The sequence below is a fragment of the Bradyrhizobium sp. B120 genome, assembly GCF_049075665.1.
Classification (GTDB): Bacteria; Pseudomonadota; Alphaproteobacteria; order Rhizobiales; family Xanthobacteraceae; genus Bradyrhizobium.
This window is the reverse complement of record NZ_CP185242.1, coordinates 7,285,709-7,311,060: the sequence shown is the minus strand read 5'-3', so window position 1 is coordinate 7,311,060 and position 25,352 is coordinate 7,285,709. Positions and strand designations below refer to the sequence as shown.

The window sequence follows — 25,352 nt, the reverse complement described above, 5'->3', positions numbered from 1 at the left end:
CAACGTTGCGCGTGCGGGACCGTTCGAAAATCCGCCTGCAGCCAATGAGCCGGGAGGATGCCATGGCCGATATCCGAGTTCTCGCCACCGATCTGGAATTTCCCGAAGGTCCCGTCGTCATGCCCGACGGTTCGGTCGTGCTGGTCGAAATCCGCGGCCAGCGGCTGACCCGGGTGTATCCCGACGGGCGCAAGGAGATCGTCGCCAAGGTGCCGGGGGGCCCGAACGGCGCGGCGCTTGGCCCCGACGGCAAGATGTACATCTGCAACAATGGCGGCTTCTCCTGGATCCCGACCCGCAACATGATCATGCCGGGACCGCAGCCGGAGGATTATCTCGGCGGCTCGATCCAGCGGGTCGATCTGCAATCCGGCAAGGTCGAGACCGTGGTGACGAAGTGCGGCGAGCACGAGCTGCGCGGGCCGAACGATCTGGTGTTCGACAGGCACGGCGGCCTGTGGTTCTCCGATCTCGGCAAGCGCCGCGCCCGCGAGATGGATGTCGGCGCGTTCTATTATCTGAAGCCCGGCATGAGCGAGATTGTCGAGGCCGTGCACGGCATCCTGCCGGCCAACGGCATCGGCCTGTCGCCGGACGAGAAGACCGTCTACATCGCCGAGACGCCGACGGCGCGGCTATGGGCCTATGAGGTGTCCGAGCCCGGCACCATCAAGCCGCGCGACGTGATCTATCGCGGCGAGCGCGGCAAGCCGATCGCGGGCCTCGGCGGCTACCAGATGTTCGACTCGCTCGCGGTCGAAGCATCCGGCAATGTCTGCGTCGCGACGCTGATCTCGGGCTGCATCTCGGTGATCGCGCCCGACGGCACCGTGGTCGAGCAGGTGCCGACCGGCGACCGCGTCACCACCAACATCGCCTTCGGCGGACCCGACCTGAAGACCGCCTACATCACGCTGTCCGGCAAGGGCGAGCTGATCGCGATGGACTGGTCGCGGCCCGGATTGCCGCTGAATTTCTTGAACAAGTGACGTAAGAACGTCATTGCGAGCGAAGCGAAGCAATCCATGCAGCCACGAACACGGAGAGAATGGATTGCTTCGTCGTTTCGCTCCTCGCAATGACGGAAAGGAATCAAAAATGCCCTGGCTTGAACCGGTCACCCTTCGCGGCGCACATGCGCGGCTCGAACCGCTTTCGCACGATCACCGCGACGGTCTCGTCGACGCAGTGAAGGACGGCCATCTCTCTCAACTCTGGTACACCGCCATTCCGCAGCCGGAGAACATGGCCAAGGAGATCGACCGCCGGCTCGGATTGCAAACGGCCGGATCGATGCTGCCGTTCACGGTGTTCGATGCCGACGGCCGCGTCTCGGGCATGTCGACCTACATGAATGTCGACACGCCGAACCGCCGCGTCGAGATCGGCTCGACCTGGTACGCCAAGCGTGTGCAGCGCAGCGCGGTCAACACGCAGTGCAAACTGCTGCTGCTGCAACATGCCTTCGAAAAGCTCGATTGCATCGCGGTCGAGTTCCGCACGCATTTCTTCAATCACCAGAGCCGGCGCGGCATCGAACGTCTGGGCGCCAAGCAGGACGGCATCCTGCGCAGCCATCAGATCGCGCCCAACGGTACGTTGCGCGACACCGTGGTTTACAGCATCATCGCCAGCGAATGGCCGACGGTGAAGGCGCATCTCAACTATCAACTCAACGAAAAGCCGCGCTGACACTTTGGTCGGCGCCAGAAGCGAGACGATGGAAACGTTCGATTATGTGATCATCGGCGCAGGCTCCGCCGGGAGCGTGCTGACCAACCGGTTGAGTGAAGACGCTGCTGTCAGGGTGTGCGTGCTCGAGGCGGGGCCGAGCGACTGGCATCCCTACATCCATCTGCCGGCCGGCTTCATCAAGACCTTCCATATGAAGAGCGTGAACTGGGCCTATCAGCAGGAGGTGGGTCCCTACACGGGCGGGCGCAGCATCTACGCGCCGCGCGGCAAGACGCTCGGCGGCTCGTCCTCGATCAATGGCCACATCTACAACCGCGGCCAGCGCCAGGATTTCGACACCTGGGCGCAGCTCGGCAATCGCGGCTGGGGTTATCCCGACGTGTTGCCCTATTTCCGGCGCATGGAGCGGCGGATCGGTGAGGGCGACGACACCTATCGCGGCCGCGACGGCAATCTCACCGTCACCACGATGGACTGGCAGGATCCGCTCTGCGAAGCCTTCATGGCCGGCGCGGTCAGCCTCGGCATTCCGCGCAATCCTGACTACAACGGACAGATCCAGGAGGGCGTGTCGTACTGCCAACGCACCATCCTGAACGGCCTCAGGGTCAGCGCCGCGACCGCGTTCCTGCATCCGGCGCGAAAGCGGCCGAATGTCGATGTGCGCACGCATGCCCATGTCACCGGCATCATCTTCGAGGGCAAGCGCGCGGTCGGCGTGCGCTACAACCGCGGCGGCAAGCACGGCGATCCGCTCGAGATCCGCGCCACCAAGGAGGTCATCCTCTCCGGCGGCGCCTACAACTCGCCGCAGCTGTTGCAGCTCTCCGGCGTCGGCTCGCCCGAGCTGTTGCGGTCGCACGGCATCGAGGTGCGCCATGCGCTGCCCGGTGTCGGCGAGGGCTTGCAGGATCACTACGCGCCGCGCTCGGTGGCGCGGGTCAAGAACATCCGGACCATCAACGAGCTGCGCCGCGGTTTCAGCCTGTGGGGCGAGGCGATCAAATGGGCGACGACGCGGCGCGGGCTGCTGTCGCTGTCGCCGACCATGGTCTACTGCTTCTGGCATTCCGGCGAGACCACCGAGAGCTCCGATTTGCAGCTCACCTTCACGCCGGCGAGCTACAAGGAAGGCGTGCAGGGCCAGCTCGAGGACGAGCCCGGCATGACGGTGGCCTCCTGGCAGCAGCGGCCGGAGAGCCGCGGCTATGTCCGCATCCGCTCCGCCGATCCGTTCGCGCCGCCGATCATCCAGACCAACTATCTTGCCGAGGAGATCGACCGCCGCGTCGTCGTCGCCGGCATGAAGCTGGCGCGCCGGCTGCTCGCCTCCGAGCCGCTCAAGCCGTATTTCGCCTATGAGGATTTTCCCGGCCCGAAGGTCACGAGCGACGAGGAGCTGCTCGCAGCCGCAACCCAGCGCGGCACCACCACCTTCCATCCCGGCTGCACCTGCCGGATGGGTCCGGCCGACGCGTCTTGGGCCGTGGTCGACGACCAGCTTCGGGTCCATGGCATGGAGGGCCTGCGCGTGATCGACGCCTCGATCATGCCGCGGATGATCTCAGCCAACCTCAACGCCTCGACGTTGATGATCGCCGACAAGGCCTCCGACATGATCCGCGGCAAGCAGCCCGAGGCGGCTGCGAAGCTGCCGGAGTATGCGTGAGAGAGTTGATGCGTGAGACGCTGATCGTTCGGCGTCGTCGTCCCGGCGAAGGCCGGGACCCATAACCACCGATGGTCGTTGTTGCGTGCCGGCGAAATGACGAGTCCTGTCCACAACATCCGCCGCGGAGTATGGGTCCCGGCTTTCGCCGGGACGACAGAGGAGTGTGTGGCCGTTAGCAGCTCAGGGATGACCGGACTGCTATCAGGACCTCAGCCGTAGACGAACGCCTTGTCCTCGAGGTCGATCGCCGGGAATTCGTCCTTCTCCGCCCAGTAATCCTGGTTGTGCTGCCACTCCGGCTTGTCGCCGCGCTTCGGCAGCAGGTGCATGCCGCGCATCATGTAGCCGGGGTTGAAGTTCTCCGGATCGATCCACGGCAGCAGCGGCATGTTGTGGTCTTCGGGACGCAGCGCCGGCGTCACCTTGTTCACGCCGGTCGCCTTCATGTGCTTGAGCATGCGGCAGACGAAGTCGCCGACCAGATCGACGCGCAAGGTCCAGCTGGCGCGGAAATAGCCGAACACCCAGACGAGGTTCGGCACGCCGGTGAACATCATGCCGCGATAGGTCACCGTGTCCTTGAACTCGAGCGGCTTGCCGTCGATCGCGAAGTCGATGCCGCCATTGGCGGAGAGGTGGAAGCCGGTCGCGGTGATGATGATGTCGGCCTCGAGCTCCGTGCCGGACTTGAGCAGGATGCCCTTCTCGGTGAAGCGCTCGATCTCGTCAGTGACGACCGAAGCCTTGCCGCCCTTGATGGCGTGGAACAGGTCGGCATCCGGAATGAAGGCGATGCGCTGCCGCCACGGCCGGTAGCGCGGCGTGAAGTGGGTGGCGATGTCGTAGTCCTTGCCGAGGACGGCCTCGACCGCCGCCAGCAGGTCCTTCTTGGCGCCCTCGGGCTCGGCGAAGGTCCGCCTGGTGAAGGCGTCCTGCTCGAACAGGATCTTGCGGCGGGTGATCTCGTGGATCCAGGCCTCGTCGACCTGCAGCCTGCGCAGCTCCTCGGCGATCTCGATCGCGTTGCGGCCGGTGCGGAAATAGGTCGGCGAACGCTGCAGCATGGTGACATGGCCTGCATCCTTGGCCATCGCCGGGATCAGGGTCGCAGCCGTTGCGCCGGAGCCGATCACGACCACGCGCTTGCCCTTGTAGTCGAGATCGTCGGGCCAGGTTTGCGGATGAATGATGGTGCCCTTGAACTTCGCCATGTCGGTCCATTCGGGCGTATAGCCCGCGTCGTGGCGGTAGTAGCCTTGGCACATCCAGAAGAAGTTGGTGGTGAAGCGCAGCTGCTCGCCGGTGTCGATGCGCGTGGCATCGATGGTCCAGAGATTGGTCTCGTTCGACCACTCCGCCGCGGTGATGGTGTGGCGATAGCGGATGTGGCGGGCGAGATCGTTCTCGTCGATCACCTCGCCCATGTATTTCAGGATCTCGGCCGCGCTCGCGATCGGGGCACTGGTCCACGGCTTGAAGCGATAGCCGAAGGTGTGCAGGTCGCTGTCGGAGCGGATGCCGGGATAGCGGTGCGTCGACCAGGTGCCGCCGAAGGTCTTCTGCGTCTCCAGCACCACGAAGCTGGTGCCCGGGCATTGCGTGGTGAGGTGGTAGGCGGCGCCGACGCCGGAGATGCCGGCGCCCGCGATCAGGACGTCGAAGTGCTCGGTCGTGACGGGCTCGGCGGCGCGGATTTGGGTCTGGACGTTCATCTTCCCTGGTCTTCTTGTTGGTTGGAGCCGGTGAGCGAAACGCCGGAGCGAATGCCCCGGCGCTTGCGTGAACTAGACTTCGCGGCGGCTGAGGAACGCCAGCCGCTCGAACAGGTGCACGTCCTGCTCGTTCTTGAGCAGCGCGCCGTGCAGCGGCGGGATCAGCTTGCGCGGATCGCGCTCCCTGAGCATCTCGGGCGTGATGTCCTCGTTCAGCAGCAGCTTGAGCCAGTCGAGCAGCTCAGAGGTCGAGGGCTTCTTCTTCAGGCCCGGCACCTCGCGGACCTCGAAGAAGATCCGCAGCGCCTCTTCCACCAGCCGCTTCTTGATGCCGGGGAAGTGCACGTCGACGATCTTGTTCATGGTGTCGGCGTCGGGGAACTTGATGTAGTGGAAGAAGCAGCGGCGCAGGAACGCGTCCGGCAGTTCCTTCTCGTTGTTCGACGTGATCATCACGATCGGGCGCAGCTTCGCCTTGATGGTCTCGCCGGTCTCGTAGACGTGGAACTCCATGCGGTCGAGTTCGAGCAACAGATCGTTGGGGAATTCGATGTCGGCCTTGTCGATCTCGTCGATCAGGAGCACCGGGCGCTTCTCGTGGGTGAAGGCCTCCCACAGCTTGCCGCGCTTGATGTAGTTCTTGATGTCGGACACGCGCGCGTCGCCGAGCTGGCTGTCGCGCAGGCGCGACACCGCGTCGTATTCATAGAGGCCCTGCTGTGCCTTGGTGGTCGACTTGATGTGCCAGGTCAAAAGCGGCGCGTCGATCGCCTTGGCGACTTCCTCGGCCAGCACGGTCTTGCCGGTGCCGGGCTCGCCCTTCACCAGCAGCGGGCGCTCGAGCACGATGGCGGCATTGACGGCGACCTTGAGGTCATCGGTGGCGACGTAGTCCTTGGTACCCGTGAATTTCATCGATCTGTTTGCCTTGCTTCGTTCGTTGGCCGCATGGGTCTCACCTTGGGCCTCAACATGAAACGACCGCTCTCGCAGCGGCCGCCGGAAATGCAAATTGTTCGATCAGGCCCGCCTGATCAGCGACAGGATCACCAGCACGACGACGGCACCGATCGTCGCGTTGACGATGTCGCGGATCGCGCTGCCGCCGAGGCTGATGCCGAGTTGCGGCAGCAGCCAGCTCGCCACCAGCGCGCCGATGATGCCGACAACGATGTTGCCGATCAGCCCGAAGCCCGCGCCGCGCACGATCAGCCCAGCGAGCCAGCCGGCAATCGCACCGATCACCAGTGCCGCAATGATGCCCATTCAAACGTCCTGCCCAATGTCTTGTCAGGCGCAATTGTAATTGAAAAAGCCGGGCGGTCTAGGGCGGATTCCGCAGCGCAGCGGTACCCTGAACGGCACCGGGCGCATAGTATGTCAGGCGTACTGTTTCCGCCCTGCGGAATGATTGTCACCCGCGAGCGACGAGGCCAGCACCGTGCGGTCGCGCCCCGAGCGTTTCGCCTCGTAGAGCGCAAGGTCGGCCTGGCCGAGCAATTCGCTCTCGCTCGCGGTCGCAGCCGACCGGCTGGCGATCCCGAGGCTGATCGAGACCACGCCGCGCCGCGCCGGCGGATTGGCGATCGCCAGCGATCGCACCGTGAGGCGCATCGCTTCGGCGACCTTCAGCGCATCCTGCTCGCCGACGCCGGGCAGGATGATCGCAAACTCCTCGCCGCCGTATCGCGCCGCCAGCGCCGTAGTGTTGATGGTGGCGTCCGCGATCACGCCCGCCACGCGCTTCAGGCATTCGTCGCCGGCCTGATGGCCCTGCGTGTCGTTGAAACCCTTGAAGTGATCGATATCGAGCATGATGAGGGAGATCTGCTCGCGGTCGCGGAACTCGCGCGGCAGCGCGCTGTCGAAGCTGCGGCGGTTGGCGAGCGCGGTCAGGCCGTCGGTCGTCGCAAGCTCCGCCAGGCGGATGTTCAGCGCGTTGAGCTCATCCTCCATCTTGCGGCGCTCGGTCACGTCGCGCAGCACGCCGACGACCTCGATGGCATGATGGCCTTCCGCGATCCCGGCAAGCTTGAAGTTGATCTCGACCCAGACCTCGGTCCCGTCGGCGCGGAAGGTCTTGAATTCGACGGTCTTGGTGGTCGTCCAGTTGGTCAATTCCGATGTCGCCTTGGCGACGTCGGCGAGGTGATCGGGATGCACGAACTCGAAGCAGGATTTGCCGATCAGATCGTCCGGCCTGCGGCCGAGGATGGTCTCGACCGACTGCGACACGAACAGGAAGCGGCCGTCGCGGTCCAAGAGGATCACGACGTCGGCGATGTTGTCGGCAAGCAGCCGGTAGCGCGCCTCGCGTTCCCTGAGCATCCGCGCGACCTTGGTCCGCTTGGCGAACTCCTTGCCGAGCAGGATGGCGAACAGGATGACACTTCCCATCAGGATCACGGCGACAAACAGGTCGTTGCGCAGATCCTGATGCCATGCGGCGAGCACCTGGGCTTCCGGCAGGGCGACGGTGATCACGATCGGATATTGCGACGCGCGCTCGAAGCCGAGATATTTGACGCGTCCATCGAATGGCGATGTGGTTTTGGTATAGCCGGTCCGGTCCTGCTCGATCTGCGCCTTGAAGGCTGCGGAAACGTCCTTGTTCCACTTGCCCGCCGGCCAATGCGCCAGAACGATGCCGTCGAGACGAAGCAGGGTAATTCCGGCGTACGGACCGAATTCGAAGGCCTGGTAGAAGTTGTCGAAGTAGCTGCTCTCGATGGTCGCGAACAGCACACCGCCGAAGCTGCCATCTTCCCGGGTGACGCGCCGCGACAGCACGATGGTCGGATGCCCGGTCAGCCGCGACTGCAACGGCTCGCTGATATGCAGGGTCGCGTCCGGCGAGTCGCGATGGCCGATGAAATAGCTGCGGTCGGCATTGTTGTGGGCCGGCAGTTCCGCGGCCGACGAGTAGATCCGGTTGCCGTCAGGATCGATCACGCCGATTTCCCGGATCTGCGGCAGCGCATCCGCGGTCTTGCGCAAGGCCGCGTTGAAGCGGTCGACGCGCGGCTTCTGGTATTTCAGCAGGTCGACCATGGCGTTCATGGCCACATCGATCGCCTGGACCGAATGCGAGGCGTGTTCCGCCAGCGAATGGGTGAGGTTGCGGATGTCGCGCTCGCCCTGGGCGAGCGCCATTGTGCGGGCCTCGACCGCCTTCCAGATCAAGAGACCGAGCACGAATATGCTCATCGCCGTCACCACGGCGGCGACGATCGCCGTCGGCGAGAACAGTTTCGGCAGCTTGGCAGGGCTATTGGGCAAGTCGATCGGGTCCACGGGCAGCGTGCTACCTCCAGTGATCAACGTCCCATCTTAACGTCACGTTTCGCCGCCGGGAGCCGAAGCTGGCCGGGGTGGTTAAGTGAAAGTGAATGGCTGATCCGCAGCCGCAACCGGGGCAGGGGCCCTTGACGGCACCGGCGGGGCGGGCGATTTAAGTAAATATGTTCCTGCAGTTCTTCACATCGCTGCGCGACGCCCAGGTCCCCGTGACGCTACGGGAATATCTGACCTTGATGGAAGCGCTTGACGCCGATCTCGCCGAACAGACCGTCGAGAACTTCTACTATTTGTCGCGCGCCGCCCTGGTGAAGGACGAGCGCAATCTCGACAAGTTCGACCGGGTGTTCGGCACCGTGTTCAAGGGGCTCGAGAGCCTGCTCGACGCCATGGGCAAGGCGGAGATCCCCGAGGAGTGGCTGAAGAAGCTCGCCGAGAAATATCTCACCGAGGAAGAGAAGAAGCAGATCGAGGCCATGGGCTGGGACAAGCTCATGGAGACCTTGAAGAAGCGGCTCGAGGAACAGAAGGGCCGTCACCAGGGCGGCAGCAAGTGGATCGGCACCGCCGGCACCTCGCCGTTCGGCGCCCACGGCTATAATCCCGAGGGCGTGCGGATCGGGCAGGAGAAGAACCGCAACAACCGCGCCGTGAAGGTATGGGACAAGCGCGAGTTCAAGGATCTCGACGGCAATGTCGAGCTCGGCATTCGCAACATCAAGGTCGCGCTGCGGCGGCTGCGCAAGTTCGCGCGCACCGGCGCCCCCGACGAGCTCGACCTCGACACCACGATCAAGGAGACCGCCAACCACGGCTATCTCGACGTGCACATGCGGCCCGAGCGGCGCAACGCGGTCAAGGTGCTGGTGTTCTTCGATATCGGCGGCTCGATGGATTCGCATATCGAGCAGGTCGAGGAGCTGTTCTCGGCCGCCAAGAGCGAATTCAAGCACATGGAATATTTCTACTTCCACAACTGCCTCTATGAAGGCGTCTGGAAGCAGAACAAGCGGCGCTTCACCGATCGCACGCCGACCTGGGACGTGCTGCACAAGTATCCGCACGACTACAAGGTGGTGTTCGTCGGCGACGCCTCGATGTCGCCTTACGAGATCATGGTGCCCGGCGGCTCGGTCGAGCATGTCAACGAAGAGGCCGGCTCGGTCTGGCTCGACCGCATCACCCGCACCTATCCGCATGCGGTGTGGCTCAATCCGGTGGCGCAGAAGCACTGGGACTATTCGGAATCGACCACCATCATCCGCCGCCTGTTCTCCGAGCGCATGTATCCGATCACGATCGAGGGTCTGGAGCACGCGATGCGGGAGCTGGTGCGGTAAACGCGCAAGGCGTCGCGCGCCGACGGGCGCGCCAACAACATCCAGGGAGAGCCCCATGCCCCAGAACATCCACCGCGGCATCAAGGTGATGATCGACGAGGCAAATGCCGAGATCGAGACCATCAGCGCGGCCGATGCGATCACGCTGATCGGCAAGAACGACGTCGTGATCGTCGACATCCGCGACCCGCGCGAGATCGAGCGCGACGGCAAGATCCCCGGCGCATTCTCCTGCACGCGCGGCATGCTCGAGTTCTGGATCGATCCGAACAGCCCCTACGCCAAGCCGATCTTCCAGGAAGACAAGAAGTTCATCTTCCACTGCGCCGGCGGCCTGCGCTCGGCGCTCGCCGCCAAGACCGCGAAGGATATGGGCCTGAAGCCGGTCGCCCATATCGGCGGCGGTTTCGCCGCCTGGCGCGAGGCGGGCGGTCCGATCGAGGCGTGGGAGCCCAAGAAGAAGGGCTGAGCAGGATGTCACACGCGGGCTTGCCGCCTTCGCTAAGAAGCTTCGGCGGCCACTTCACCGAGAGCCCGGCGAAGCCTTTTGCGTAGCCGGGATCCGCGTGTCCATCGTTTCGAAGCAAGATGGATTGCCGGATCAAGTCCGGCAATGACGATGGAGAGACAGGCAAGATGACGACCACCGACGATCCGCTCGTTTCGACCGAATGGCTGGCTGCGCATCTCGGCGACGCCAACGTCAAGGTGCTCGACGCGACCTTCAAGCTGCCCGGCGTGTTGCCGCTGCCGAAGGACGACCATCTTGCCGCGCATCTGCCCGGCGCGGTGTTCTTCGACGTCGACGCGGTGTCCGATCATGCCAATCCGCTGCCGCACATGTTTCCGAGCGCCGAGCAGTTCGGCCGCGACATCGGCGGGCTCGGCGTCAGCAATGCCGACACCGTCGTGATCTACGACGCCGGTGGCTGGGTCGCCGCCCCGCGCGCCTGGTGGATGTTTTTGTCCTATGGCCATCGCAACGTGCGCATTCTCAACGGCGGCCTGAAGAAGTGGCGCGCCGAGGGCAGGCCGATCGAGAGCGGCGAGGTGAAGGCGAAGCCCGCGACGTTCAAGGCGAGCTACGATCCGAAGCGCGTGCGCAGCATCGAGCAGATGATTGCCAATGTCGAAAGCCGTGCCGAGCAGGTGATCGATGCGCGCGCCGCCGAGCGCTTCGAGGGCCGCGCGCCGGAGCCGCGGCCGGGCATCCGCGCAGGCCACATCCCGGGCTCCCGCAACGTGCCCTACAACCAACTGTTCGATGCCGCGACCGGCGAGATGAAGCCGCTCGACGATCTGCGCAAGTCGTTCAGCGGTGCCGGCGTGAAGCTCGATGCGCCGATCATTACGAGCTGCGGCTCCGGTGTTTCGGCCGGTGTACTGACGCTTGCGCTCTATCGGATCGGCGTCACCGACACCGCGCTTTATGACGGCTCATGGTCGGAATGGGGACAGGCGAGCGGCCCGCCGATCGCGACGGGACCGGCTTGAGAAATACCTTCTAGCGCCGCGTAAGCGGCACCAAGGTCGGGTTGCCGAACGGGTCGAGCTGCTGCTGAACCGCCTGCCGCACCGGCGGCGCGCGGACGATCCGCCGGCGCTCCTTGCGATGTGCCGGCTTGCTGGTCGCACTGCGCTCCGGCTTCTTCGCCTCGGTGGCCTTCGGCGCGGCCGGCGCTTCGACAACAACTTCGGGTCCGCCCAGCGTTGCGATCCTGGTCGCGGCTGCGATGGCCTGGGGTGACGGCGGCGGTGCCGGCTCCGGTGCGGCCATCGCGGGTGCCGGTGCGGCGGGCGCGGGTTCGTTGGTTGCGACAGGCGGATCGGTCACCGCGGCGACCTTGGCCTCGGTTGGCATCGGTGCCGCTTCCGTGGAAACCGGTGCGGGCTGCGATGCGGGCGAGGAATCCGCGGCCGGAGGCTGCGGAGCGACCTCGGCGGACTGCGCTGGCGCAGGAGTTTCGACCGTCTGGGCTTCCAGCTTCGGCGGGGCAGGCGACGGATCATCCGTCTTCACCGCGGCGACCTTCGCCGGCTCGGCCGGAGGCGCGGCTTCGGCAGGAGCTGCCGGCTCGGATGCGACTGGCTCGGACGGTGTCGACGGCGCTGGATTGTCGGCCACCGCCTTGTCCGCGGCTGATGGCTCGACCCGCATCATGGCGAGCACCGGTGGGGCCTCGGGCTGCTGCGCGAATTGCGGCTCGGGCGGAGCCCGGCGGGCCGGAATGCTGGCGAATTCCTCATGCGCCGCGCGAAACAGCGCGGCTGCCCCTAACCCGAACACCAGAAGCGACGTGGCCAGCACGATCGCGGCGAACAAGAATCGAAGGCCGGGGAGCATGGGCGCGGGTTCCCCCTTCTGCGGGAGGGTCTCTGATGTCGAGGGAACGCGGTGACCACACAAGAAAGCCGGCGTCGCGAGCGCGAATCAGGCCGATTCGAAGATATCGCAACCCTCGAAGACTGTTTGTTACAAAATGCGGGTGATTGATGACTTTGGGCAGGTGGACAAACATTCCCGACCCATGAGACATCTTTGCCGCAGCGTTGACGGCACATCACAAATGCCCGAAATGGCCCGGATTTCGCGGATTTGTCTTGAATGCGCCGCTATCTTCCTGCATTGGGCCGTTAACAGTCCGGTGTGGCTTGGGGACTATAACAGAGCAATGATGATCAACCGCATTCTGACGATTTGCGCTGCCGCGGCTCTCGGCGTGGCGGGAACCTCGCTTGCGCGTGCGCAGCAGAGCTATCCGGCTCCCCAGGGCCCGGTCTATTCGGCCGCGCCGCAGCCCTACTCGCAGGGCAACATGCCGGATTTCGACTCGCTCGACGATGAAGACGCGCCGCGCAATTCGGCCGCGCTGCCGCCGCCCGGCCCGGTGATGTCGCCGGATGACCCGCGCTATGGCCGCCCGATGAATGCGCCGGTCTATTCCGATCGTGGTGCACCGTCCGGTCCGGTGATGTCGCCGGACGATCCGCGCTACGGCCGCCCGATGAATTCCCAGCCGGTCTACTCCGACCGCGGTGCGCCGTCCGGTCCGGTGATGTCGCCCGATGATCCGCGCTACGGCCGGCCGATGGGGCCGCCGCCGGTGATCTATGGCGATCGTCCGGGCGCACAGCAAGCCAATCGCGACAATGGCGTTCCGGCCGCAGGCGTGTCCTACGGCGACGATCGCGGCGGCATGCGTCCGCCCGAAGGCGTGACCGGAGCGGTGCCGCAGCAGCAGGCGCCGGTCGATGCCAATGGCAAGCCGTTGCAGATCGCGGCGCTGCCGGCGGACGAGCAGCCGGAAGATGGCCCGGCGCAACTGGCCCCGAATCTGCGGCGCCAGGAAGTGGCGTTCGCGACCAAGGAGCCGGCAGGCACGATCGTTGTCGATACGCCGAACACCTACCTCTATTACATCCTGGGCAATGGCCGGGCGATCCGTTACGGCGTCCGCGTCGGCCGCGACGGCTTCACCTGGACCGGGGTGCAGAAGATCACCCGCAAGGCCGAGTGGCCGGATTGGCATCCGCCGACGGAGATGATCGAGCGTCAGCCCTATCTGCCGCGCTTCATGGCCGGCGGACCCGGCAACCCGCTCGGCGCCCGCGCGATGTATCTCGGCTCGACCGTGTACCGCATTCACGGCACCAACCAGCCGTCGACCATCGGCAAGTTCGTCTCGTCGGGTTGCATCGGTATGCTGAACGAGGACGTCTCGGACCTGTTTGAACGCACCAAGGTCGGCACCCGCGTGGTTGTGCTGCCCGGCGGCGCAGCCCCGGGCACGACGACGGCTTCCGCCGCGCCGCCGCCCAACCCGATGGCCCCCGCTCAGGCCGCGCCGCTGCCCGGCACGCAGCCGACCTCGGTCCAGCCGCTGCCCGCGCCGGTCACGGTGCGCTAAGCCAACCGGCAAACTCATCATTGAAAGAGGCGCGCGAACAGCGCGCCTTTTTTATTTGCCGATCGATGTCCGATCTCAGGCCAGCCGCCGCGGCGGCTCGCTGCCCCTGGTGAAGGCGTCGATGCACGCGACCATCTGCTGATAATGCGCCTGCAGGCTCTCGCGCGTCGCATAGCCGAGATGCGGCGTGATCACGACATTGTCGAGCTTGCGGAGCGGGTGGTCTGATGGCAGCGGCTCGACCGAGAACACGTCGATGCCGGCGCCGGCGATCTTCTTCTCGCGCAGTGCGACAAGGAGGGCGTCTTCGTCGACGATCGGCCCGCGTGCGGTGTTGATGAGATAGGCGGATGGCTTCATGCGGGCGAGATCGGCGGCGCCGACCAGTCCGCGCGAGCGCGGGCTCAGCACGACATGGATGGTGATGATGTCTGATGTTGCGAACAGGTCGTCCTTGCTGGCGTAGCCGACGCCGGCCTCCTTGCATTTCTCCGGCGTCAGGTTGGGGCTCCAGGCGATCACGTTCATGCCGAAAACCTTGGCCATGCCGGCGACCTTGCTGCCGAGCTTGCCGAGGCCGATGACGCCGAGCGTCTTGCCCTCGATCTCGGTGCCGGCAAAGCTCTGCCAGGCCTCGCCGGCGTGCATCCGCGCATTCTCGCGGCCGATGCCGCGGGTCAATTCCAGGATCAGGCCCATGGTCAGGGGCGCGGTGGGATCGCGGCTATACTGGGTGCCGCACAGCACCACGTTGCGCTCCTTGGCGGCCTCCATGTCGATCGCGGCATTGCGCATGCCCGACGTGATCATGAGCTTCAGCTTCGGCAACGCGTCGAACAGGCTGCGCGGGAACGGCGTGCGCTCGCGCATCGCACAGATGATCTCGAAGTCCTTCAGCTTGGCCGCTGCCTCCGCCTCGCTCGCGAACGGCTTGTCGAACACGACGACCTCGACGCGGTCCGTGATCGCCGGCCAGTCGGCCAGCGAAAGCGCGATGTCGAAATAGTCGTCGAGGATTGCACAGCGGAGCCGCGTCATCGGAAGGGTCCATTCAGGGTGAGGCGACGGCGGACAATCAACCGTCGGGGAGCCCCGGATGGTCGCGCGCAATCGGCAGGCGCGCAAGCGGCCGCAGTTTCAAAATGCGGCGATTGTCACACGGCTCAGGATGGCTTGCGCGTCTTCGCAGTGCGGATATCGACGAGCATCGAGCGGACCGCCGGCGACAGCGCCATCTGCTTGGCACGGCAGGCCGGACCCGGGCCGCGCATATAGTGCAGTTCCGGCCGGTAGGGATGGAAAGCCTTGGCAACGAAAGCCCGCCAGAAGGCGCTGAATTCGGCGAACAGCGTCGCCTCGCGTTTGGTCGTTGGACGCGAAAGAGGGGCTGAAATGATGGTAGCCATGACGTGGCCTCAACTGTTTGTCGCGGTTCTGCCGCGAAAATCGCCGTTTTCGGCGTTGAGAACGAGTTTTGGCCTGATTTATTAAAAGATAGTTTCAATTGTCGTGATTCGGCGTGCACATGGTGTCGAACCCGTAATCACCCGTGGCGAATGGACGGAACGTGGTGAACGGATGGAAAACGACCGCCCCGCGGTTGCGCTTTCGGGGGCCGGCCGTTACATCGGCCACAGCAAAATTTCCACAAATCGGATCAATTCCAGGGACAGCGGATGGCTCGCCAGTTCATCTATTTCATGCAGGGTCTGACCAAGGCGTATCCGACCCGCAAGGTGCTCGATAACATCCATCTGAGCTTTTACCCGGACGCCAAGATCGGTGTGCTCGGCGTCAACGGCTCGGGCAAGTCGACGCTGCTCAAGATCATGGCCGGCCTCGACAAGGAGTATAACGGCGAGGCCTGGGTCGCCGAGGGCGCCCGCGTCGGCTATCTCGAGCAGGAGCCGCACCTCGATCCCGCACTCAACGTCCGTGAGAACGTCATGCTCGGCGTCGCCAAGCAAAAGGCGATCCTCGACCGCTACAACGAGCTTGCTGTCAATTACTCGGACGAGACGGCCGACGAAATGACAAAACTGCAGGACGAGATCGAGGCGCAGGGCCTGTGGGATCTCGACAGCAAGGTCGACCAGGCGATGGACGCGCTGCGCTGCCCGCCTGACGATGCCGATGTCACAAAGCTGTCGGGCGGTGAACGCCGCCGCGTCGCGCTATGCCGCCTGCTGCTCGACCAGCCGGAACTGCTGCTGCTGGACGAACCGACCAACCATCTCGACGCCGAGTCGGTGTCATGGCTGGAAGGCCATCTGCGCAACTATCCCGGCGCAATCCTGATCGTGACCCACGACCGCTACTTCCTCGATAACGTCACGAGCTGGATCCTCGAGCTCGATCGCGGCCGCGGCATTCCCTATGAGGGCAACTATTCGTCCTGGCTGGTGCAGAAGCAGAAGCGGCTCGAGCAGGAAGGCCGCGAAGACGCCGCCCACCAGAAGACGCTGGCCCGCGAACAGGAGTGGATTGCGTCGTCCCCCAAGGCACGCCAGGCCAAGTCGAAGGCGCGCTATCAGCGCTATGAGGACCTGCTGAAGCAGGCCAGCGAAAAGCAGACCCAGACCGCGCAGATCACGATTCCGGTCGCCGAGCGTCTCGGCCAGAACGTGGTGGACTTCGAAGGCCTCAGCAAGGGTTTTGGCGACCGCATGCTGATCGACGATCTCACCTTCAAGCTGCCGCCGGGCGGCATCGTCGGCGTGATCGGTGCCAACGGCGCCGGCAAGACCACGCTCTTCAGAATGATCACCAAGCAGGAGGAGCCCGACAAGGGCTCCATCACCGTCGGCGAGAGCGTGCATCTCGGCTATGTCGACCAGTCGCGCGACGCGCTCGACGGCAAGAAGACGGTGTGGGAGGAGATCTCAGGCAACAACGAGCTGATCCTGCTCGGCAAGAAGGAAGTCAACTCGCGCGGCTATTGCTCGTCGTTCAACTTCAAGGGCGCCGACCAGCAGAAGAAGGTCGGCGCGCTGTCGGGCGGCGAGCGCAACCGCGTGCATCTCGCCAAGATGCTGAAGTCGGGCGCCAACGTGCTGCTGCTCGACGAACCGACCAACGACCTCGACGTCGACACGCTGCGCGCGCTGGAAGAGGCGCTGGAGGATTTTGCCGGTTGCGCCGTCATCATCAGCCATGATCGCTGGTTCCTCGACCGCATCGCGACCCACATCCTGGCCTTCGAGGGCGACAGCCATGTCGAATGGTTCGAGGGCAACTTCCAGGATTACGAAAAGGACAAGATGCGCCGGCTCGGCCAGGACAGCATTATTCCGCATCGCGTGAAGTACAAGAAGCTGACGCGCTGATCCAAGATATCGTCACGCCCGGCCTTGTGCCGGGCATCCACGTCTTTGCTTCCCGGATGCAAAGACGTGGAGGGCCGGGACAAGCCCGGCCATGACGAGTGGATAGGGCAAGCATCACGATGCCCTTCATTTGCAGGATCGTGACGGCATCGCGGCGCAATCTGCGGCCAGTTGTCGCTTTTCAAGCGCGCGGGATTGCGTAGATAGAGCGCTCCGCAATTCTCAATTCCGCGAGCACCCCAACATGTCCGCACTTTCAGACGCGCCCGCCCGCTCCAAGGGCCGGCCGCTGCGTCCCGTTCCCATGCTGATCTTCGGATCGCGCTGGCTGCAATTGCCGCTCTATGTCGGCTTGATCATCGCCCAGGGCGTCTATGTCGTGCTGTTCCTGAAGGAGCTGTGGCACCTGTTCGCCCATGCCTTCGATTTCAGCGAGCAGCAGATCATGCTGGCCGTGCTCGGCCTGATCGACGTCGTGATGATCTCGAACCTCCTGGTGATGGTGATCGTCGGCGGCTACGAGACTTTCGTCTCCCGCCTCAATCTGCAGGGACATCCGGACGAGCCGGAATGGCTCAGCCACGTCAACGCCAGCGTGCTGAAGATCAAGCTGGCGATGGCGATCATCGGCATCTCCTCGATCCACTTGCTGCGCACCTTCATCGAGGCCGGCGCGCTGTCGTCCGGCAAGGGCACCTACACCGAGACCGGCGTGATGTGGCAGACCATCATCCACTGCGTCTTCATCCTGTCGGCGATCGGCATCGCCATCGTCGACAGGCTGTCGAACGACTCGATCGAGGGCGCCAAGCAGCAGGGCGGGCATTAGCCGGGACAGCTAATAATGGCCGGCGCGGCGTCATCGCGCCGCGCGCTGGCCGAACAATGCCGGCGCGGTGATCTTGCCCAGCCATTCCGGGATTTCCGCGGCCCCGCGCGGGAATCCGCGCGCCATCGCGAGGATGAATGAGGTCTGCCAGACGCCGAACAGCACCAGCCAGGCCAGCCAGTCCGGAAATTTGACGATCGCGCCGTAAACGGCTCCGGCCGCTATGGCAGCGATCCAGTTCACGACAACGCTGTCGAGCCGCCTGAAGCCGGGATTGATCAGCAGGACGCCAAGGATTGTGATCGCGCCGCCAACGGCTCCTCCGACGCAGCCGATGACGTAGCCCATGAACGGATTATTGCCGAGCGTGTCCCTGACCTCGGCAGGGGTGGTGGTTGTGTCGGCGGTACCGGCATCAGCGGCGGCAGTGGCGACAGCTTTCGAATACTGGCCGAGTGATTGAAGCGTGACGCTGCTGGCATCGTAGGCCGCGATCCAGGCCGCTGCCGTCACCGCAACCACCAGTGCCAGCTGGAACCGGTCCTTGACGCCGAAGATGAAGTTGCAGATCGCGACCACCAATCCAAATATCACACCGGGCAGGATCGTTATCCCACCGGTCGGCGTGGAATCCACGAACGAATATTGCAGAATGCCGGTGGCATACCTCACGGTAATGAAGCTGCCGACAACCGAGAAAAGCGCCAGCACGACGAAGGGCCAACTGGATCGGCCGCGCGACTGCGCGCGCTCGGCCGCCAGCATGCGGTCCACCGCGGCTCGCGTCTCGGCCGCGGCACTGCCCTGCGGCTCCAGGATCGTGACCGCCTTGAGATAGGCCGGGACCTGGTCGAGCGGGGTTGGCGCCATCATCACCGGCAGCACGCGATTGCTCGGGTTCGGCCACCTGGCTCGGGCAAAGGCGAGCTCGCTCAAGGTGTAGCGTCCCTTGGTCACCGATGCCGGGCTGATCAGGAACACCATAAAATCGCTGCTTTCGATGGCTTTTTCGACGCGCGCATCGAAGCTGTCGCCCGGCGGGAGATCGTCGTGCGAAAAGAAAACGTCATGGTCGCAATTGCGCAGGGACTGAGCGATGTTGTCAGCCTGCGATTCCAATTCGGAGGGAAATGACAAAAATATGCGCATGGCAAAACTTACCACCCAGAATTGAATTCTGACATTGCCGAATCTGCGTTGCAATACCTGTTTCCGCTGGTGTGCTGAATGCGAAGTTCGTGCGATTTCGCGGCAGCCGCTTTCACCAACTTCGCATTCATAAAGCACACTAGAATCATAAGTTTGCTAGTGTCCTTATCGGATCCGAAGTTCGCTCCGAAGGTGCGGCGAATGATACGAACTTCGGATTTGGGACACTAGGTGAGATCGATCATGAAATGGCCAGCCACCATCGTCGCATTCGCGGTGCTGCTGTGTGCGCCGCTGCAACAGCCCGCATACGCCGCCGACGCCGCGTTCACCCAGTTCATCGCCTCGCTGTGGCCGGAAGCCAAGGCTGCCGGCGTGTCGCGCGAAACCTTCGATCGTGAGACGCGCTCCCTCGAGCCCGACTACAAGCTGCCCGACCTGATCCTTCCCGGACGTCCGAAGACCGGCGCGCCGGCGCAGGCCGAGTTCGTTCAGGTGCCGGCCGACTACATCAAGGAAGCCTCGATCGCGCGGCTTGCCACCGAGGGGCAGCGGCTGTTGCAGAAGTATCGTCCGTCGCTCGACGCGATCGAGAAGCGGTTCGGCGTTCCCCCCACCATCGTGCTGGCGATCTGGGGCCGCGAGACCGATTACGGCCGCTATTCGCTGCCCTACGACACGCTGCGCGTGGTGGCGACGCAGGCCTATGTCGGTCGCCGCAAGGATCAGTACCGCACCGAGTTCATCCTCGCGCTGAAGATCCTCAGTGAGGGCGCCGTGACGCGCAAGGAGCTGCGCTCATCCTGGGCCGGGGCGACCGGCTACACCCAGTTCCTGCCATCGGAATATTACAAGCACGGCGTCGACCTCGATGGCGACGGCCGGGTCGACATCTGGCACTCGGTGCCGGACGCGCTCGCCTCCGCCGCGCAGCAGCTCGTCAACAAGGGCTGGCAGCCGGGCGTGCGCTGGGCCTATGAGGTGCAGGCGCCGGCCAACGCCGATTGCACGATCGGCGTGCCTGAAGTGACAAAACCGATTAGCCAGTGGCTGCGGGCAGGCTTCGTGCCGGTGCGCGGCGCGAGGCTCAGCGCCACCGAGCAGGCGCAATCGGCTTCGCTGCTGCAGCCTGAAGGCATCTACGGTCCGGCCTTCCTGACCACCCCGAACTACTTCGTGATCAAGGAGTACAATTTCTCCGATCTCTACGTGCTGTTCGTCGGCCATCTCGCCGACCGCATGACGAGCCCGCAGCCGTTCGCGACGCCATGGTCGGCATCGAAGCAGCTGCGCTCCGCCGATGTCGAGGCGATGCAGCAGCAGCTGACGAAGATCGGTCTCTACAAGGACAAGCTCGACGGCAAGGCCGGGATGCAGACCCGCGCCGCGCTCGGCGCCTATCAGAAGCAGGCCGGGCTGAAGGTCGATTGCTGGCCGAGCGAGGCGGTGCTGCGCGCGATGAACGGGCAGCGCTGACCTGCAAGCCTGCCTGGTGGTGGAAAAACAAAAACCCGGCCGTAAGGCCGGGTTTTCGAGGGTGATGCTGAATAGCGTCGATCGATCAGTCGCAAACCTGGATGCGACGGAAGCGCCAGCCGTAGCCGTCCCAGAAGCGCTCACGAACCCAGCGGCACGGAGCTTCTTCGACGTAAACCGGTGCCGGTGCAACATAGACCGGAGCCGGACGGGCGCCTGCGATCGCGCCGCCGAGCAGGGCGCCGCCGATCAGGCCACCGGCAACGCCGGCCGCGATGGCCCCGCCGTCACCAGCCTTGGCAGCCGGTGCAACCGCCAGCGAACCGGCAATCGTGGTAACGGCGACAAGGGCAGCTAAAGTCTTCTTCATGTCTTTGGCTCTCCTGGAAGGTGGTGGCGTCGTGGTTCGGCGCCGGGTTTAGGTGACTCACACGCTGATCTCGAACTGCTGTCTTGCTAAACAGCGCAGAACAGTCAACCGAAAGTAAACGTCCGCAGGCTCATCGCGTAGAAAAGCGGTTTTTTCTGGCCTTCTACAGCAGATGTCCCGGACAAACAGTCGGTTCTCCGGGACATCTGGTTCGAATTAATCGAGATGAACGGCGATCAATCGCAAACGCGGACTCGGCGAACGCGCCAGGTGTAGCCGTCCCAGAACCGCTGGCGCTGCCAGAAGCAATCGGGACCGTAACCGGGCTCGGCGACATAAGCCGGACCGGGCGCGTAGTAGCCATAGCCCGGACCGTAATAGCCGTTCTGCGAAGCGATCGCGCCACCGACGATGGCGCCACCGATCAATCCCGCAGCGACGCCAGCGGCGACACCGCGTTGTGCTTGGGCGGGGGCGGGCACCGCCACAGCCGAAACCGCCAGAGTGGCGGCGGCGCAAAGCGCCAGCAATGTCTTCTTCATGACCTCACCTTTCTCACGGGAGCAGCGACAGCGTACGTGGCGATCTGTCTCGCCTGAAGGGTTCCATATTCCGCTTGAATGATCAATGAACGACGCTGCCGTATTCGCGTCCAAATGCTTGCAGCTTTTGGCATATCTTGCAACGCACAAGCCTGTAGCCGCAGTGAACCGGTGCTTGGAGCGGGTGGAAGCCGGGATTGGCCCGGTAGGCCGGCCTGATGGGCTTCCTATTCCCGAAAGGCGGTCGCCCGATTTAGATTCATTCCAATATGAATCCCGCATCAGTTTGGAATTGCTACAAGAACCGGCTTTTCCCTTTGCATCCGGCCGGGGCCGACAATATCCATATTGGCGAGCATCACCCGTTGGACCCGCCTCATCTGATGATTGTCTGTTCCTGTAACGTCCTCAGCGACCACGATGTCCGCAATGCCGTTCATGGCGGCGGGTCCGTGACACGAAATGCCAAGCAGGTGTATGGCTGCCTCGGCTGTAGCGCCGAATGCGGCCGCTGCGCGCGCACCATCAAGGCGATCATCGACGAGGCGCTTGGCCCCTGCGCCAAGGCCTGCTGCTCGGGCTGCCCCCACAGCGGCCATCCGCACGCCGCCAATGAAGACGCCGAACCGGCCGAATTCGCGCTCGCGGCCTGCTAAGGCCATTTCCGGTTCTGATCGACGCAGAACCGAAGCTTTCCCGTTTCGATGCGTCTTCTTCATGCGATCCGGCTGCCGCGTCACCCGAAACGCTCTGCCTCCGCAAATCCCCCGAATCCGGTTATCCACGCGCTGCTTCCGCGAAGGGTTGCTCTCTCCCACAATCTGATTTAGAAGCGTTCTAAATTCAGTGCTGGCCGGTTTTGGCCGCGACAGGTGGAGTGGATCATGCAAGGCGACCCGAAGGTCATCGATTATCTGAACAAGGGGCTGCGCAGCGAACTGACCGCCATCAATCAGTACTGGCTGCACTACCGGATGCTCAACAATTGGGGCCTCCTGGAGATGGGCAAGGTCTGGCGCAAGGAGTCCATCGAGGAGATGGAGCACGCCGACAAATTCGTCGATCGCATCCTGTTCCTCGACGGCTTCCCGAACCTGCAGGTGCTCGATCCCCTGAAGATTGGCCAGGACGTCAAGGAGATCATCGAGTGTGACCTGGCGGCCGAGATCGGCGCCCGCACGCTCTATCAGGAGGCGGCGACCTACTGCCACGGCGTCAAGGACTATGTCAGCCGCGACCTGTTCGAGCAGCTGATGAAGGACGAGGAAGACCACATCGACTTCCTCGAGACCCAGCTCGACCTGATCAAGCGTATCGGTCTTGAGCTCTACACCCAGAAGCACGTCGGTCATCTGAAGGGCGAGGAGTCCTGATCGGCCTCTTCGCGCTCGGAGACTGGCTTGCAAAAATGCGAGAGGCCGGCCTTGCGGGCGGCCTCTTTCGTTTTCGCGATCCGGATCGCGTGATCGGTCAGTAGCAGCGGATGATGTTGATGGTGCGATCGCCGTCGCGGCCGGGCACCGTCACGCTCTCGGTGGGGCAGCTCGACACATAAGGCCGATCCGACGGCACCACGGCCGGCGGATAGCGATGCGCCCAATCCCAGGGTACGTCCTGGGTGTAGGTATAGCGAACGTCGTTCGACGCCGGCGCCGGGACCTCGGCGGCGAAGGGAACGCCGGCGACGGCGTCCTCGTAATATCCGCTTGTCCCCGGCAACACGATGCCGGGCACCCGCATATGATGACGGAAAGCCGGATGGTGCGCGGAAAACGCACCGCGCGGCGCCGTCCCGGATCTCGCATAGGTCGCGGTCGAGGAAGCAAGCAGCAGCGCTGCAACGCCGAGGGACGCCATCAGCGCCCCATATGTTCGATACGCCATTGTTCGATGAGCCATTGTTCGACAAGCCATGGCCGGCACCACTCGCGGTTACGGAGCATTTCTGCAGACGCTAGGCCGCGCCTGAGGGTGCCCGCAAACTCATCCTTAATTATTGGTTAAAAAGTAAGGTTAACAGGAGGTATCTGTTTCAAATTGGCGCGACTGCGTGGCGGCGCGTCAAACCGCGTCCGCCGGAACGAAGCAGCTGATGATGATGTTGCCGCGGTGGTGCACGTACCACACCACAGCCTCGCCGACCGGGTTGCCGCGATCGCGGATGATCGCGCGCTCCGGCACCATCATCCATTCGCCCTCGATCGGCACCCAATAGGCGCCGCCCCGAACATCATAGCTCGTGCGATGGCCGTCGGAGATATCGCAGCACGGCACGCCGTTCGGCGCGATCACACTCTTGAACCAGGCACGGATATCGGGCGGCACGTTGTCGTATTGGCCGTTGTCGAACGCCAGCGCTGCGCCCGCCATCACGGCGAGCCACGCAATCATCGCGCCATGCGTGAGCCTTCGCATCGCATCCCTCCGCGACAACCTTGTGCGTGATACGCGCGCATCGCCTCGCGCGCGAATCCGATGTTGGTGCGATTAGGCACGAACCGCGCACGAGATGCATGCCCAAAGAATCAGCGAGACAGCGCTGTTGTCCGTGATGCAGTGCGGGATCGTGGTGCTCAGACCGGTTTCTTCGTGCGTGCCGCACTCAAACGGATCACGGTGCTTCTCCTCACGCACGGCGCGTTTGTCCAGCCGCTGCGACGCAAGCCTAGCATGACGGAGAGGCGTTGTCCGAGCGCTGCGCCGCGCGGCTGGCAAGATGTGCTCAGCTCGCCCTCAGCACGTTGAGCGCATACCATCCCCAATAGACCCGGTGACGCTGGATCAGGCCGTCCTCGATCTCCATGACCTCGACGAGATCCATCTGGTCGCCATCCGGGGACTGGCGCGGATATTCCCAGGTGAGAATTCGGCCGTCGCTGAAGAAGCCCTGCTTGAAGCGCCGCCGCTGCGGCGGGTTGGTACGGAACACGCGCGTGATGAATTCGCGCAGCGCCTCGCGGCCCCGGACGATCCCGTCGTTGGTTTGCATCAAATGCTGGACGAGCGGGCTCTCGATCGAGGCGTCGGGCGCATAGAGCGCCAGCGCCGCCTCGAGGTCCTTGTTGCCGAGGGCCTCGTCCCAGAGTTTGTAGATGCGTTCCGCGTCGGTATTGCGGGCTGTCATGATTGTTCCCTTGCGTCGTATTGACTGCCGTCGATTTGAGCGGATCGGGCTGTCGCAACGTTTCAGGAAAAACTGAAATGAGTTTCACGGCACGGTGAATGCGGCTAGGACGTTGTTGCGCGATCTGGAGGACGATGCGGTGAGATCATCCCAATCGGTGCAGACGGGATTTTCGCGGATCGCCGAGGCATTGGGCGATCCGGTGCGCGAGGCCATGGTCAGCGCGCTGGCCGACGGCAAGGCGCTGCCGGCCGGCGAGCTCGCTGCGGTGGCCGGCATCTCGCCGCAGGGCGCCAGCGCGCATCTGCAGAAGCTGGTGGATGCGCGCGTGCTGTCGGTGTGGGCACAGGGCAGGTTCCGATATTACCGGATCAGGGACGACGACGTCGCGGCGCTGATCGAGAACCTGGTCGATCTTGCGGCGAAAGCCACGGCCGGGCGCAAGCGTGCGATGCCGGCCGAGCAGCTCAGGCAATCGCGCACCTGCTACCATCACCTGGCGGGCCAGCTCGGCGTGCTGCTGTCGAATGCGCTGGTGCGGCGCCGCCTCGTCGTCATCGACGGCCGCGATGGTCGCGTGACCGAGCAGGGGCTGGCCTGGTGCCGCGCCGAAGAGATCGATTTCGATCCGGCGCGGCAGCCGCATCTGCGGCTCTGCAATGACTGGACCGAGCGCGTGCCGCATCTCGCGGGTCCGTTCGCCAATGCCGTGCTGGCGCGGCTGGTCGCGATGCGCGGCGTTGCGCCGCATCGGATTCCGCGCGCGTTGCGGATCACCGACCGGGGGCGGGCGTTCTTCGACCGGCTCGGCGTCGAGGTTCCATTCTGACGCCGCGAGACCGTGAAACTAGGGCTTCAGTTCTGATTGAATCAGACCGAAGCTCCAGATTCTTGCTTTGACGCGTTTTCTTC

General features: G+C 64.0%; 26 protein-coding genes. 13 read left to right on the top strand and 13 right to left on the bottom strand.

Annotation, left to right across the window (positions count from 1 at the left end):
* Positions 1–62 precede the first annotated feature (62 nt).
* The 3 genes from ACOIX3_RS33990 to ACOIX3_RS33980 all read left to right on the top strand — a co-directional run bounded on the left by ACOIX3_RS33990 (position 63) and on the right by ACOIX3_RS33980 (position 3,364).
* The gene (locus tag ACOIX3_RS33990) at positions 63–989 is read left to right on the top strand and encodes an SMP-30/gluconolactonase/LRE family protein (protein ID WP_420966414.1); all 927 of its coding nucleotides are present in this window, start codon (positions 63–65) and stop codon (positions 987–989) included.
* Positions 990–1,098: 109 nt separating this feature from the next.
* Entirely contained in the window at positions 1,099–1,692 is a 594-nt protein-coding gene (locus tag ACOIX3_RS33985) for a GNAT family N-acetyltransferase (protein ID WP_420966413.1), read from the top strand.
* A 28-nt stretch (positions 1,693–1,720) separates the two neighbouring features.
* A complete protein-coding gene (locus ACOIX3_RS33980; RefSeq protein ID WP_420966412.1) occupies positions 1,721–3,364 on the top strand; it encodes a GMC family oxidoreductase in 1,644 nt (547 codons plus the stop codon).
* Between the two features lie 212 nt (positions 3,365–3,576).
* Here the strand turns inward: ACOIX3_RS33980 and ACOIX3_RS33975 are convergent, their stop codons facing one another.
* The 4 genes from ACOIX3_RS33975 to ACOIX3_RS33960 form a co-directional block, all read right to left on the bottom strand.
* The gene (locus tag ACOIX3_RS33975) at positions 3,577–5,079 is read right to left on the bottom strand and encodes a flavin-containing monooxygenase (protein WP_420966411.1); all 1,503 of its coding nucleotides are present in this window, start codon (positions 5,077–5,079) and stop codon (positions 3,577–3,579) included.
* A 72-nt stretch (positions 5,080–5,151) separates the two neighbouring features.
* Positions 5,152–5,994, bottom strand: coding sequence for an AAA family ATPase (locus ACOIX3_RS33970; RefSeq protein WP_092124583.1), 843 nt, complete (start codon positions 5,992–5,994; stop codon positions 5,152–5,154).
* Between the two features lie 105 nt (positions 5,995–6,099).
* On the bottom strand, positions 6,100–6,345 hold the full coding sequence (locus ACOIX3_RS33965) for a GlsB/YeaQ/YmgE family stress response membrane protein (protein ID WP_420966410.1): 246 nt from the start codon (positions 6,343–6,345) through the stop codon (positions 6,100–6,102).
* 114 nt (positions 6,346–6,459) lie between these two features.
* Positions 6,460–8,358 (bottom strand): diguanylate cyclase, encoded by a 1,899-nt coding sequence (locus tag ACOIX3_RS33960; RefSeq protein WP_420966409.1) that lies wholly within the window; start codon positions 8,356–8,358, stop codon positions 6,460–6,462.
* Between the two features lie 182 nt (positions 8,359–8,540).
* Here ACOIX3_RS33960 and ACOIX3_RS33955 point away from each other — a divergent pair, with 182 nt between their 5' ends.
* The 3 genes from ACOIX3_RS33955 to sseA all read left to right on the top strand — a co-directional run bounded on the left by ACOIX3_RS33955 (position 8,541) and on the right by sseA (position 11,210).
* The gene (locus ACOIX3_RS33955) at positions 8,541–9,716 is read left to right on the top strand and encodes a vWA domain-containing protein (protein WP_166216842.1); all 1,176 of its coding nucleotides are present in this window, start codon (positions 8,541–8,543) and stop codon (positions 9,714–9,716) included.
* A 55-nt stretch (positions 9,717–9,771) separates the two neighbouring features.
* On the top strand, positions 9,772–10,185 hold the full coding sequence (locus ACOIX3_RS33950; RefSeq protein ID WP_420966408.1) for a rhodanese-like domain-containing protein: 414 nt from the start codon (positions 9,772–9,774) through the stop codon (positions 10,183–10,185).
* Positions 10,186–10,352: 167 nt separating this feature from the next.
* Entirely contained in the window at positions 10,353–11,210 is an 858-nt protein-coding gene (gene sseA / locus ACOIX3_RS33945; RefSeq protein ID WP_420966407.1) for a 3-mercaptopyruvate sulfurtransferase, read from the top strand.
* Between the two features lie 10 nt (positions 11,211–11,220).
* Here sseA and ACOIX3_RS33940 read toward each other — a convergent pair whose 3' ends face one another.
* The gene (locus ACOIX3_RS33940) at positions 11,221–12,060 is read right to left on the bottom strand and encodes a hypothetical protein (RefSeq protein WP_420966405.1); all 840 of its coding nucleotides are present in this window, start codon (positions 12,058–12,060) and stop codon (positions 11,221–11,223) included.
* Between the two features lie 328 nt (positions 12,061–12,388).
* Between ACOIX3_RS33940 and ACOIX3_RS33935 the strand changes: the two genes are divergently transcribed.
* Positions 12,389–13,624, top strand: coding sequence for a L,D-transpeptidase (locus tag ACOIX3_RS33935; RefSeq protein ID WP_420966403.1), 1,236 nt, complete (start codon positions 12,389–12,391; stop codon positions 13,622–13,624).
* Between the two features lie 75 nt (positions 13,625–13,699).
* On the opposite strand, the gene ACOIX3_RS33930 is transcribed toward ACOIX3_RS33935, so the two are convergent.
* Entirely contained in the window at positions 13,700–14,662 is a 963-nt protein-coding gene (locus tag ACOIX3_RS33930; protein WP_420966401.1) for a D-2-hydroxyacid dehydrogenase family protein, read from the bottom strand.
* Positions 14,663–14,787: 125 nt separating this feature from the next.
* Positions 14,788–15,030: a hypothetical protein gene (locus tag ACOIX3_RS33925; protein ID WP_420966399.1), complete on the bottom strand. Its 243-nt coding sequence runs from the start codon at positions 15,028–15,030 to the stop codon at positions 14,788–14,790.
* Positions 15,031–15,300: 270 nt separating this feature from the next.
* Here ACOIX3_RS33925 and ettA point away from each other — a divergent pair, with 270 nt between their 5' ends.
* On the top strand, positions 15,301–16,950 hold the full coding sequence (gene ettA, locus ACOIX3_RS33920) for an energy-dependent translational throttle protein EttA (RefSeq protein WP_223969335.1): 1,650 nt from the start codon (positions 15,301–15,303) through the stop codon (positions 16,948–16,950).
* A 244-nt stretch (positions 16,951–17,194) separates the two neighbouring features.
* The gene (locus ACOIX3_RS33915; RefSeq protein WP_420966397.1) at positions 17,195–17,779 is read left to right on the top strand and encodes a TIGR00645 family protein; all 585 of its coding nucleotides are present in this window, start codon (positions 17,195–17,197) and stop codon (positions 17,777–17,779) included.
* A 30-nt stretch (positions 17,780–17,809) separates the two neighbouring features.
* On the opposite strand, the gene ACOIX3_RS33910 is transcribed toward ACOIX3_RS33915, so the two are convergent.
* Positions 17,810–18,928, bottom strand: a complete 1,119-nt coding sequence (locus tag ACOIX3_RS33910; RefSeq protein WP_420966395.1) for a toll/interleukin-1 receptor domain-containing protein — start codon at positions 18,926–18,928, stop codon at positions 17,810–17,812.
* Positions 18,929–19,171: 243 nt separating this feature from the next.
* Here ACOIX3_RS33910 and ACOIX3_RS33905 point away from each other — a divergent pair, with 243 nt between their 5' ends.
* On the top strand, positions 19,172–20,404 hold the full coding sequence (locus tag ACOIX3_RS33905) for a lytic murein transglycosylase (RefSeq protein WP_420966393.1): 1,233 nt from the start codon (positions 19,172–19,174) through the stop codon (positions 20,402–20,404).
* Positions 20,405–20,489: 85 nt separating this feature from the next.
* Here ACOIX3_RS33905 and ACOIX3_RS33900 read toward each other — a convergent pair whose 3' ends face one another.
* Together ACOIX3_RS33900 and ACOIX3_RS33895 are read right to left on the bottom strand one after the other, a co-directional pair.
* Positions 20,490–20,774, bottom strand: coding sequence for a hypothetical protein (locus ACOIX3_RS33900; protein ID WP_092124594.1), 285 nt, complete (start codon positions 20,772–20,774; stop codon positions 20,490–20,492).
* A 236-nt stretch (positions 20,775–21,010) separates the two neighbouring features.
* A complete protein-coding gene (locus tag ACOIX3_RS33895) occupies positions 21,011–21,316 on the bottom strand; it encodes a hypothetical protein (protein WP_050422015.1) in 306 nt (101 codons plus the stop codon).
* Positions 21,317–21,699: 383 nt separating this feature from the next.
* Between ACOIX3_RS33895 and ACOIX3_RS33890 the strand changes: the two genes are divergently transcribed.
* Both ACOIX3_RS33890 and bfr read left to right on the top strand, forming a co-directional pair.
* Complete coding sequence (locus ACOIX3_RS33890; protein ID WP_420971853.1) at positions 21,700–21,972, top strand: (2Fe-2S)-binding protein; 273 nt, start codon at positions 21,700–21,702, stop codon at positions 21,970–21,972.
* A 228-nt stretch (positions 21,973–22,200) separates the two neighbouring features.
* Positions 22,201–22,689, top strand: a complete 489-nt coding sequence (gene bfr, locus ACOIX3_RS33885) for a bacterioferritin (protein ID WP_092126895.1) — start codon at positions 22,201–22,203, stop codon at positions 22,687–22,689.
* 97 nt (positions 22,690–22,786) lie between these two features.
* Here bfr and ACOIX3_RS33880 read toward each other — a convergent pair whose 3' ends face one another.
* The 3 genes from ACOIX3_RS33880 to ACOIX3_RS33870 all read right to left on the bottom strand — a co-directional run bounded on the left by ACOIX3_RS33880 (position 22,787) and on the right by ACOIX3_RS33870 (position 24,440).
* Complete coding sequence (locus ACOIX3_RS33880) at positions 22,787–23,200, bottom strand: hypothetical protein (RefSeq protein ID WP_420966391.1); 414 nt, start codon at positions 23,198–23,200, stop codon at positions 22,787–22,789.
* Between the two features lie 177 nt (positions 23,201–23,377).
* Positions 23,378–23,731, bottom strand: a complete 354-nt coding sequence (locus ACOIX3_RS33875) for a hypothetical protein (RefSeq protein ID WP_420966389.1) — start codon at positions 23,729–23,731, stop codon at positions 23,378–23,380.
* Between the two features lie 307 nt (positions 23,732–24,038).
* The gene (locus ACOIX3_RS33870; protein WP_420966387.1) at positions 24,039–24,440 is read right to left on the bottom strand and encodes a nuclear transport factor 2 family protein; all 402 of its coding nucleotides are present in this window, start codon (positions 24,438–24,440) and stop codon (positions 24,039–24,041) included.
* 139 nt (positions 24,441–24,579) lie between these two features.
* Between ACOIX3_RS33870 and ACOIX3_RS33865 the strand changes: the two genes are divergently transcribed.
* Positions 24,580–25,269: an ArsR/SmtB family transcription factor gene (locus ACOIX3_RS33865; protein WP_420966385.1), complete on the top strand. Its 690-nt coding sequence runs from the start codon at positions 24,580–24,582 to the stop codon at positions 25,267–25,269.
* Positions 25,270–25,352: the final 83 nt, after the last annotated feature.

What these genes read in the sequence shown, in the direction of transcription:
- ACOIX3_RS33990 (WP_420966414.1), top strand. Translation starts at nt 63, where the DNA reads ATGGCCGATATCCGAGTTCTCGCCACCGATCTGGAATTTCCCGAAGGT.
- ACOIX3_RS33985 (WP_420966413.1), top strand. Translation starts at nt 1,099, where the DNA reads ATGCCCTGGCTTGAACCGGTCACCCTTCGCGGCGCACATGCGCGGCTC.
- ACOIX3_RS33980 (WP_420966412.1), top strand. Translation starts at nt 1,721, where the DNA reads ATGGAAACGTTCGATTATGTGATCATCGGCGCAGGCTCCGCCGGGAGC.
- ACOIX3_RS33975 (WP_420966411.1), bottom strand. Translation starts at nt 5,079, where the DNA reads ATGAACGTCCAGACCCAAATCCGCGCCGCCGAGCCCGTCACGACCGAG.
- ACOIX3_RS33970 (WP_092124583.1), bottom strand. Translation starts at nt 5,994, where the DNA reads ATGAAATTCACGGGTACCAAGGACTACGTCGCCACCGATGACCTCAAG.
- ACOIX3_RS33965 (WP_420966410.1), bottom strand. Translation starts at nt 6,345, where the DNA reads ATGGGCATCATTGCGGCACTGGTGATCGGTGCGATTGCCGGCTGGCTC.
- ACOIX3_RS33955 (WP_166216842.1), top strand. Translation starts at nt 8,541, where the DNA reads ATGTTCCTGCAGTTCTTCACATCGCTGCGCGACGCCCAGGTCCCCGTG.
- ACOIX3_RS33950 (WP_420966408.1), top strand. Translation starts at nt 9,772, where the DNA reads ATGCCCCAGAACATCCACCGCGGCATCAAGGTGATGATCGACGAGGCA.
- sseA (WP_420966407.1), top strand. Translation starts at nt 10,353, where the DNA reads ATGACGACCACCGACGATCCGCTCGTTTCGACCGAATGGCTGGCTGCG.
- ACOIX3_RS33940 (WP_420966405.1), bottom strand. Translation starts at nt 12,060, where the DNA reads ATGCTCCCCGGCCTTCGATTCTTGTTCGCCGCGATCGTGCTGGCCACG.
- ACOIX3_RS33935 (WP_420966403.1), top strand. Translation starts at nt 12,389, where the DNA reads ATGATGATCAACCGCATTCTGACGATTTGCGCTGCCGCGGCTCTCGGC.
- ACOIX3_RS33930 (WP_420966401.1), bottom strand. Translation starts at nt 14,662, where the DNA reads ATGACGCGGCTCCGCTGTGCAATCCTCGACGACTATTTCGACATCGCG.
- ACOIX3_RS33925 (WP_420966399.1), bottom strand. Translation starts at nt 15,030, where the DNA reads ATGGCTACCATCATTTCAGCCCCTCTTTCGCGTCCAACGACCAAACGC.
- ettA (WP_223969335.1), top strand. Translation starts at nt 15,301, where the DNA reads ATGGCTCGCCAGTTCATCTATTTCATGCAGGGTCTGACCAAGGCGTAT.
- ACOIX3_RS33915 (WP_420966397.1), top strand. Translation starts at nt 17,195, where the DNA reads ATGTCCGCACTTTCAGACGCGCCCGCCCGCTCCAAGGGCCGGCCGCTG.
- ACOIX3_RS33910 (WP_420966395.1), bottom strand. Translation starts at nt 18,928, where the DNA reads ATGCGCATATTTTTGTCATTTCCCTCCGAATTGGAATCGCAGGCTGAC.
- ACOIX3_RS33905 (WP_420966393.1), top strand. Translation starts at nt 19,172, where the DNA reads ATGAAATGGCCAGCCACCATCGTCGCATTCGCGGTGCTGCTGTGTGCG.
- ACOIX3_RS33900 (WP_092124594.1), bottom strand. Translation starts at nt 20,774, where the DNA reads ATGAAGAAGACTTTAGCTGCCCTTGTCGCCGTTACCACGATTGCCGGT.
- ACOIX3_RS33895 (WP_050422015.1), bottom strand. Translation starts at nt 21,316, where the DNA reads ATGAAGAAGACATTGCTGGCGCTTTGCGCCGCCGCCACTCTGGCGGTT.
- ACOIX3_RS33890 (WP_420971853.1), top strand. Translation starts at nt 21,700, where the DNA reads ATGATTGTCTGTTCCTGTAACGTCCTCAGCGACCACGATGTCCGCAAT.
- bfr (WP_092126895.1), top strand. Translation starts at nt 22,201, where the DNA reads ATGCAAGGCGACCCGAAGGTCATCGATTATCTGAACAAGGGGCTGCGC.
- ACOIX3_RS33880 (WP_420966391.1), bottom strand. Translation starts at nt 23,200, where the DNA reads ATGGCGTATCGAACATATGGGGCGCTGATGGCGTCCCTCGGCGTTGCA.
- ACOIX3_RS33875 (WP_420966389.1), bottom strand. Translation starts at nt 23,731, where the DNA reads ATGCGAAGGCTCACGCATGGCGCGATGATTGCGTGGCTCGCCGTGATG.
- ACOIX3_RS33870 (WP_420966387.1), bottom strand. Translation starts at nt 24,440, where the DNA reads ATGACAGCCCGCAATACCGACGCGGAACGCATCTACAAACTCTGGGAC.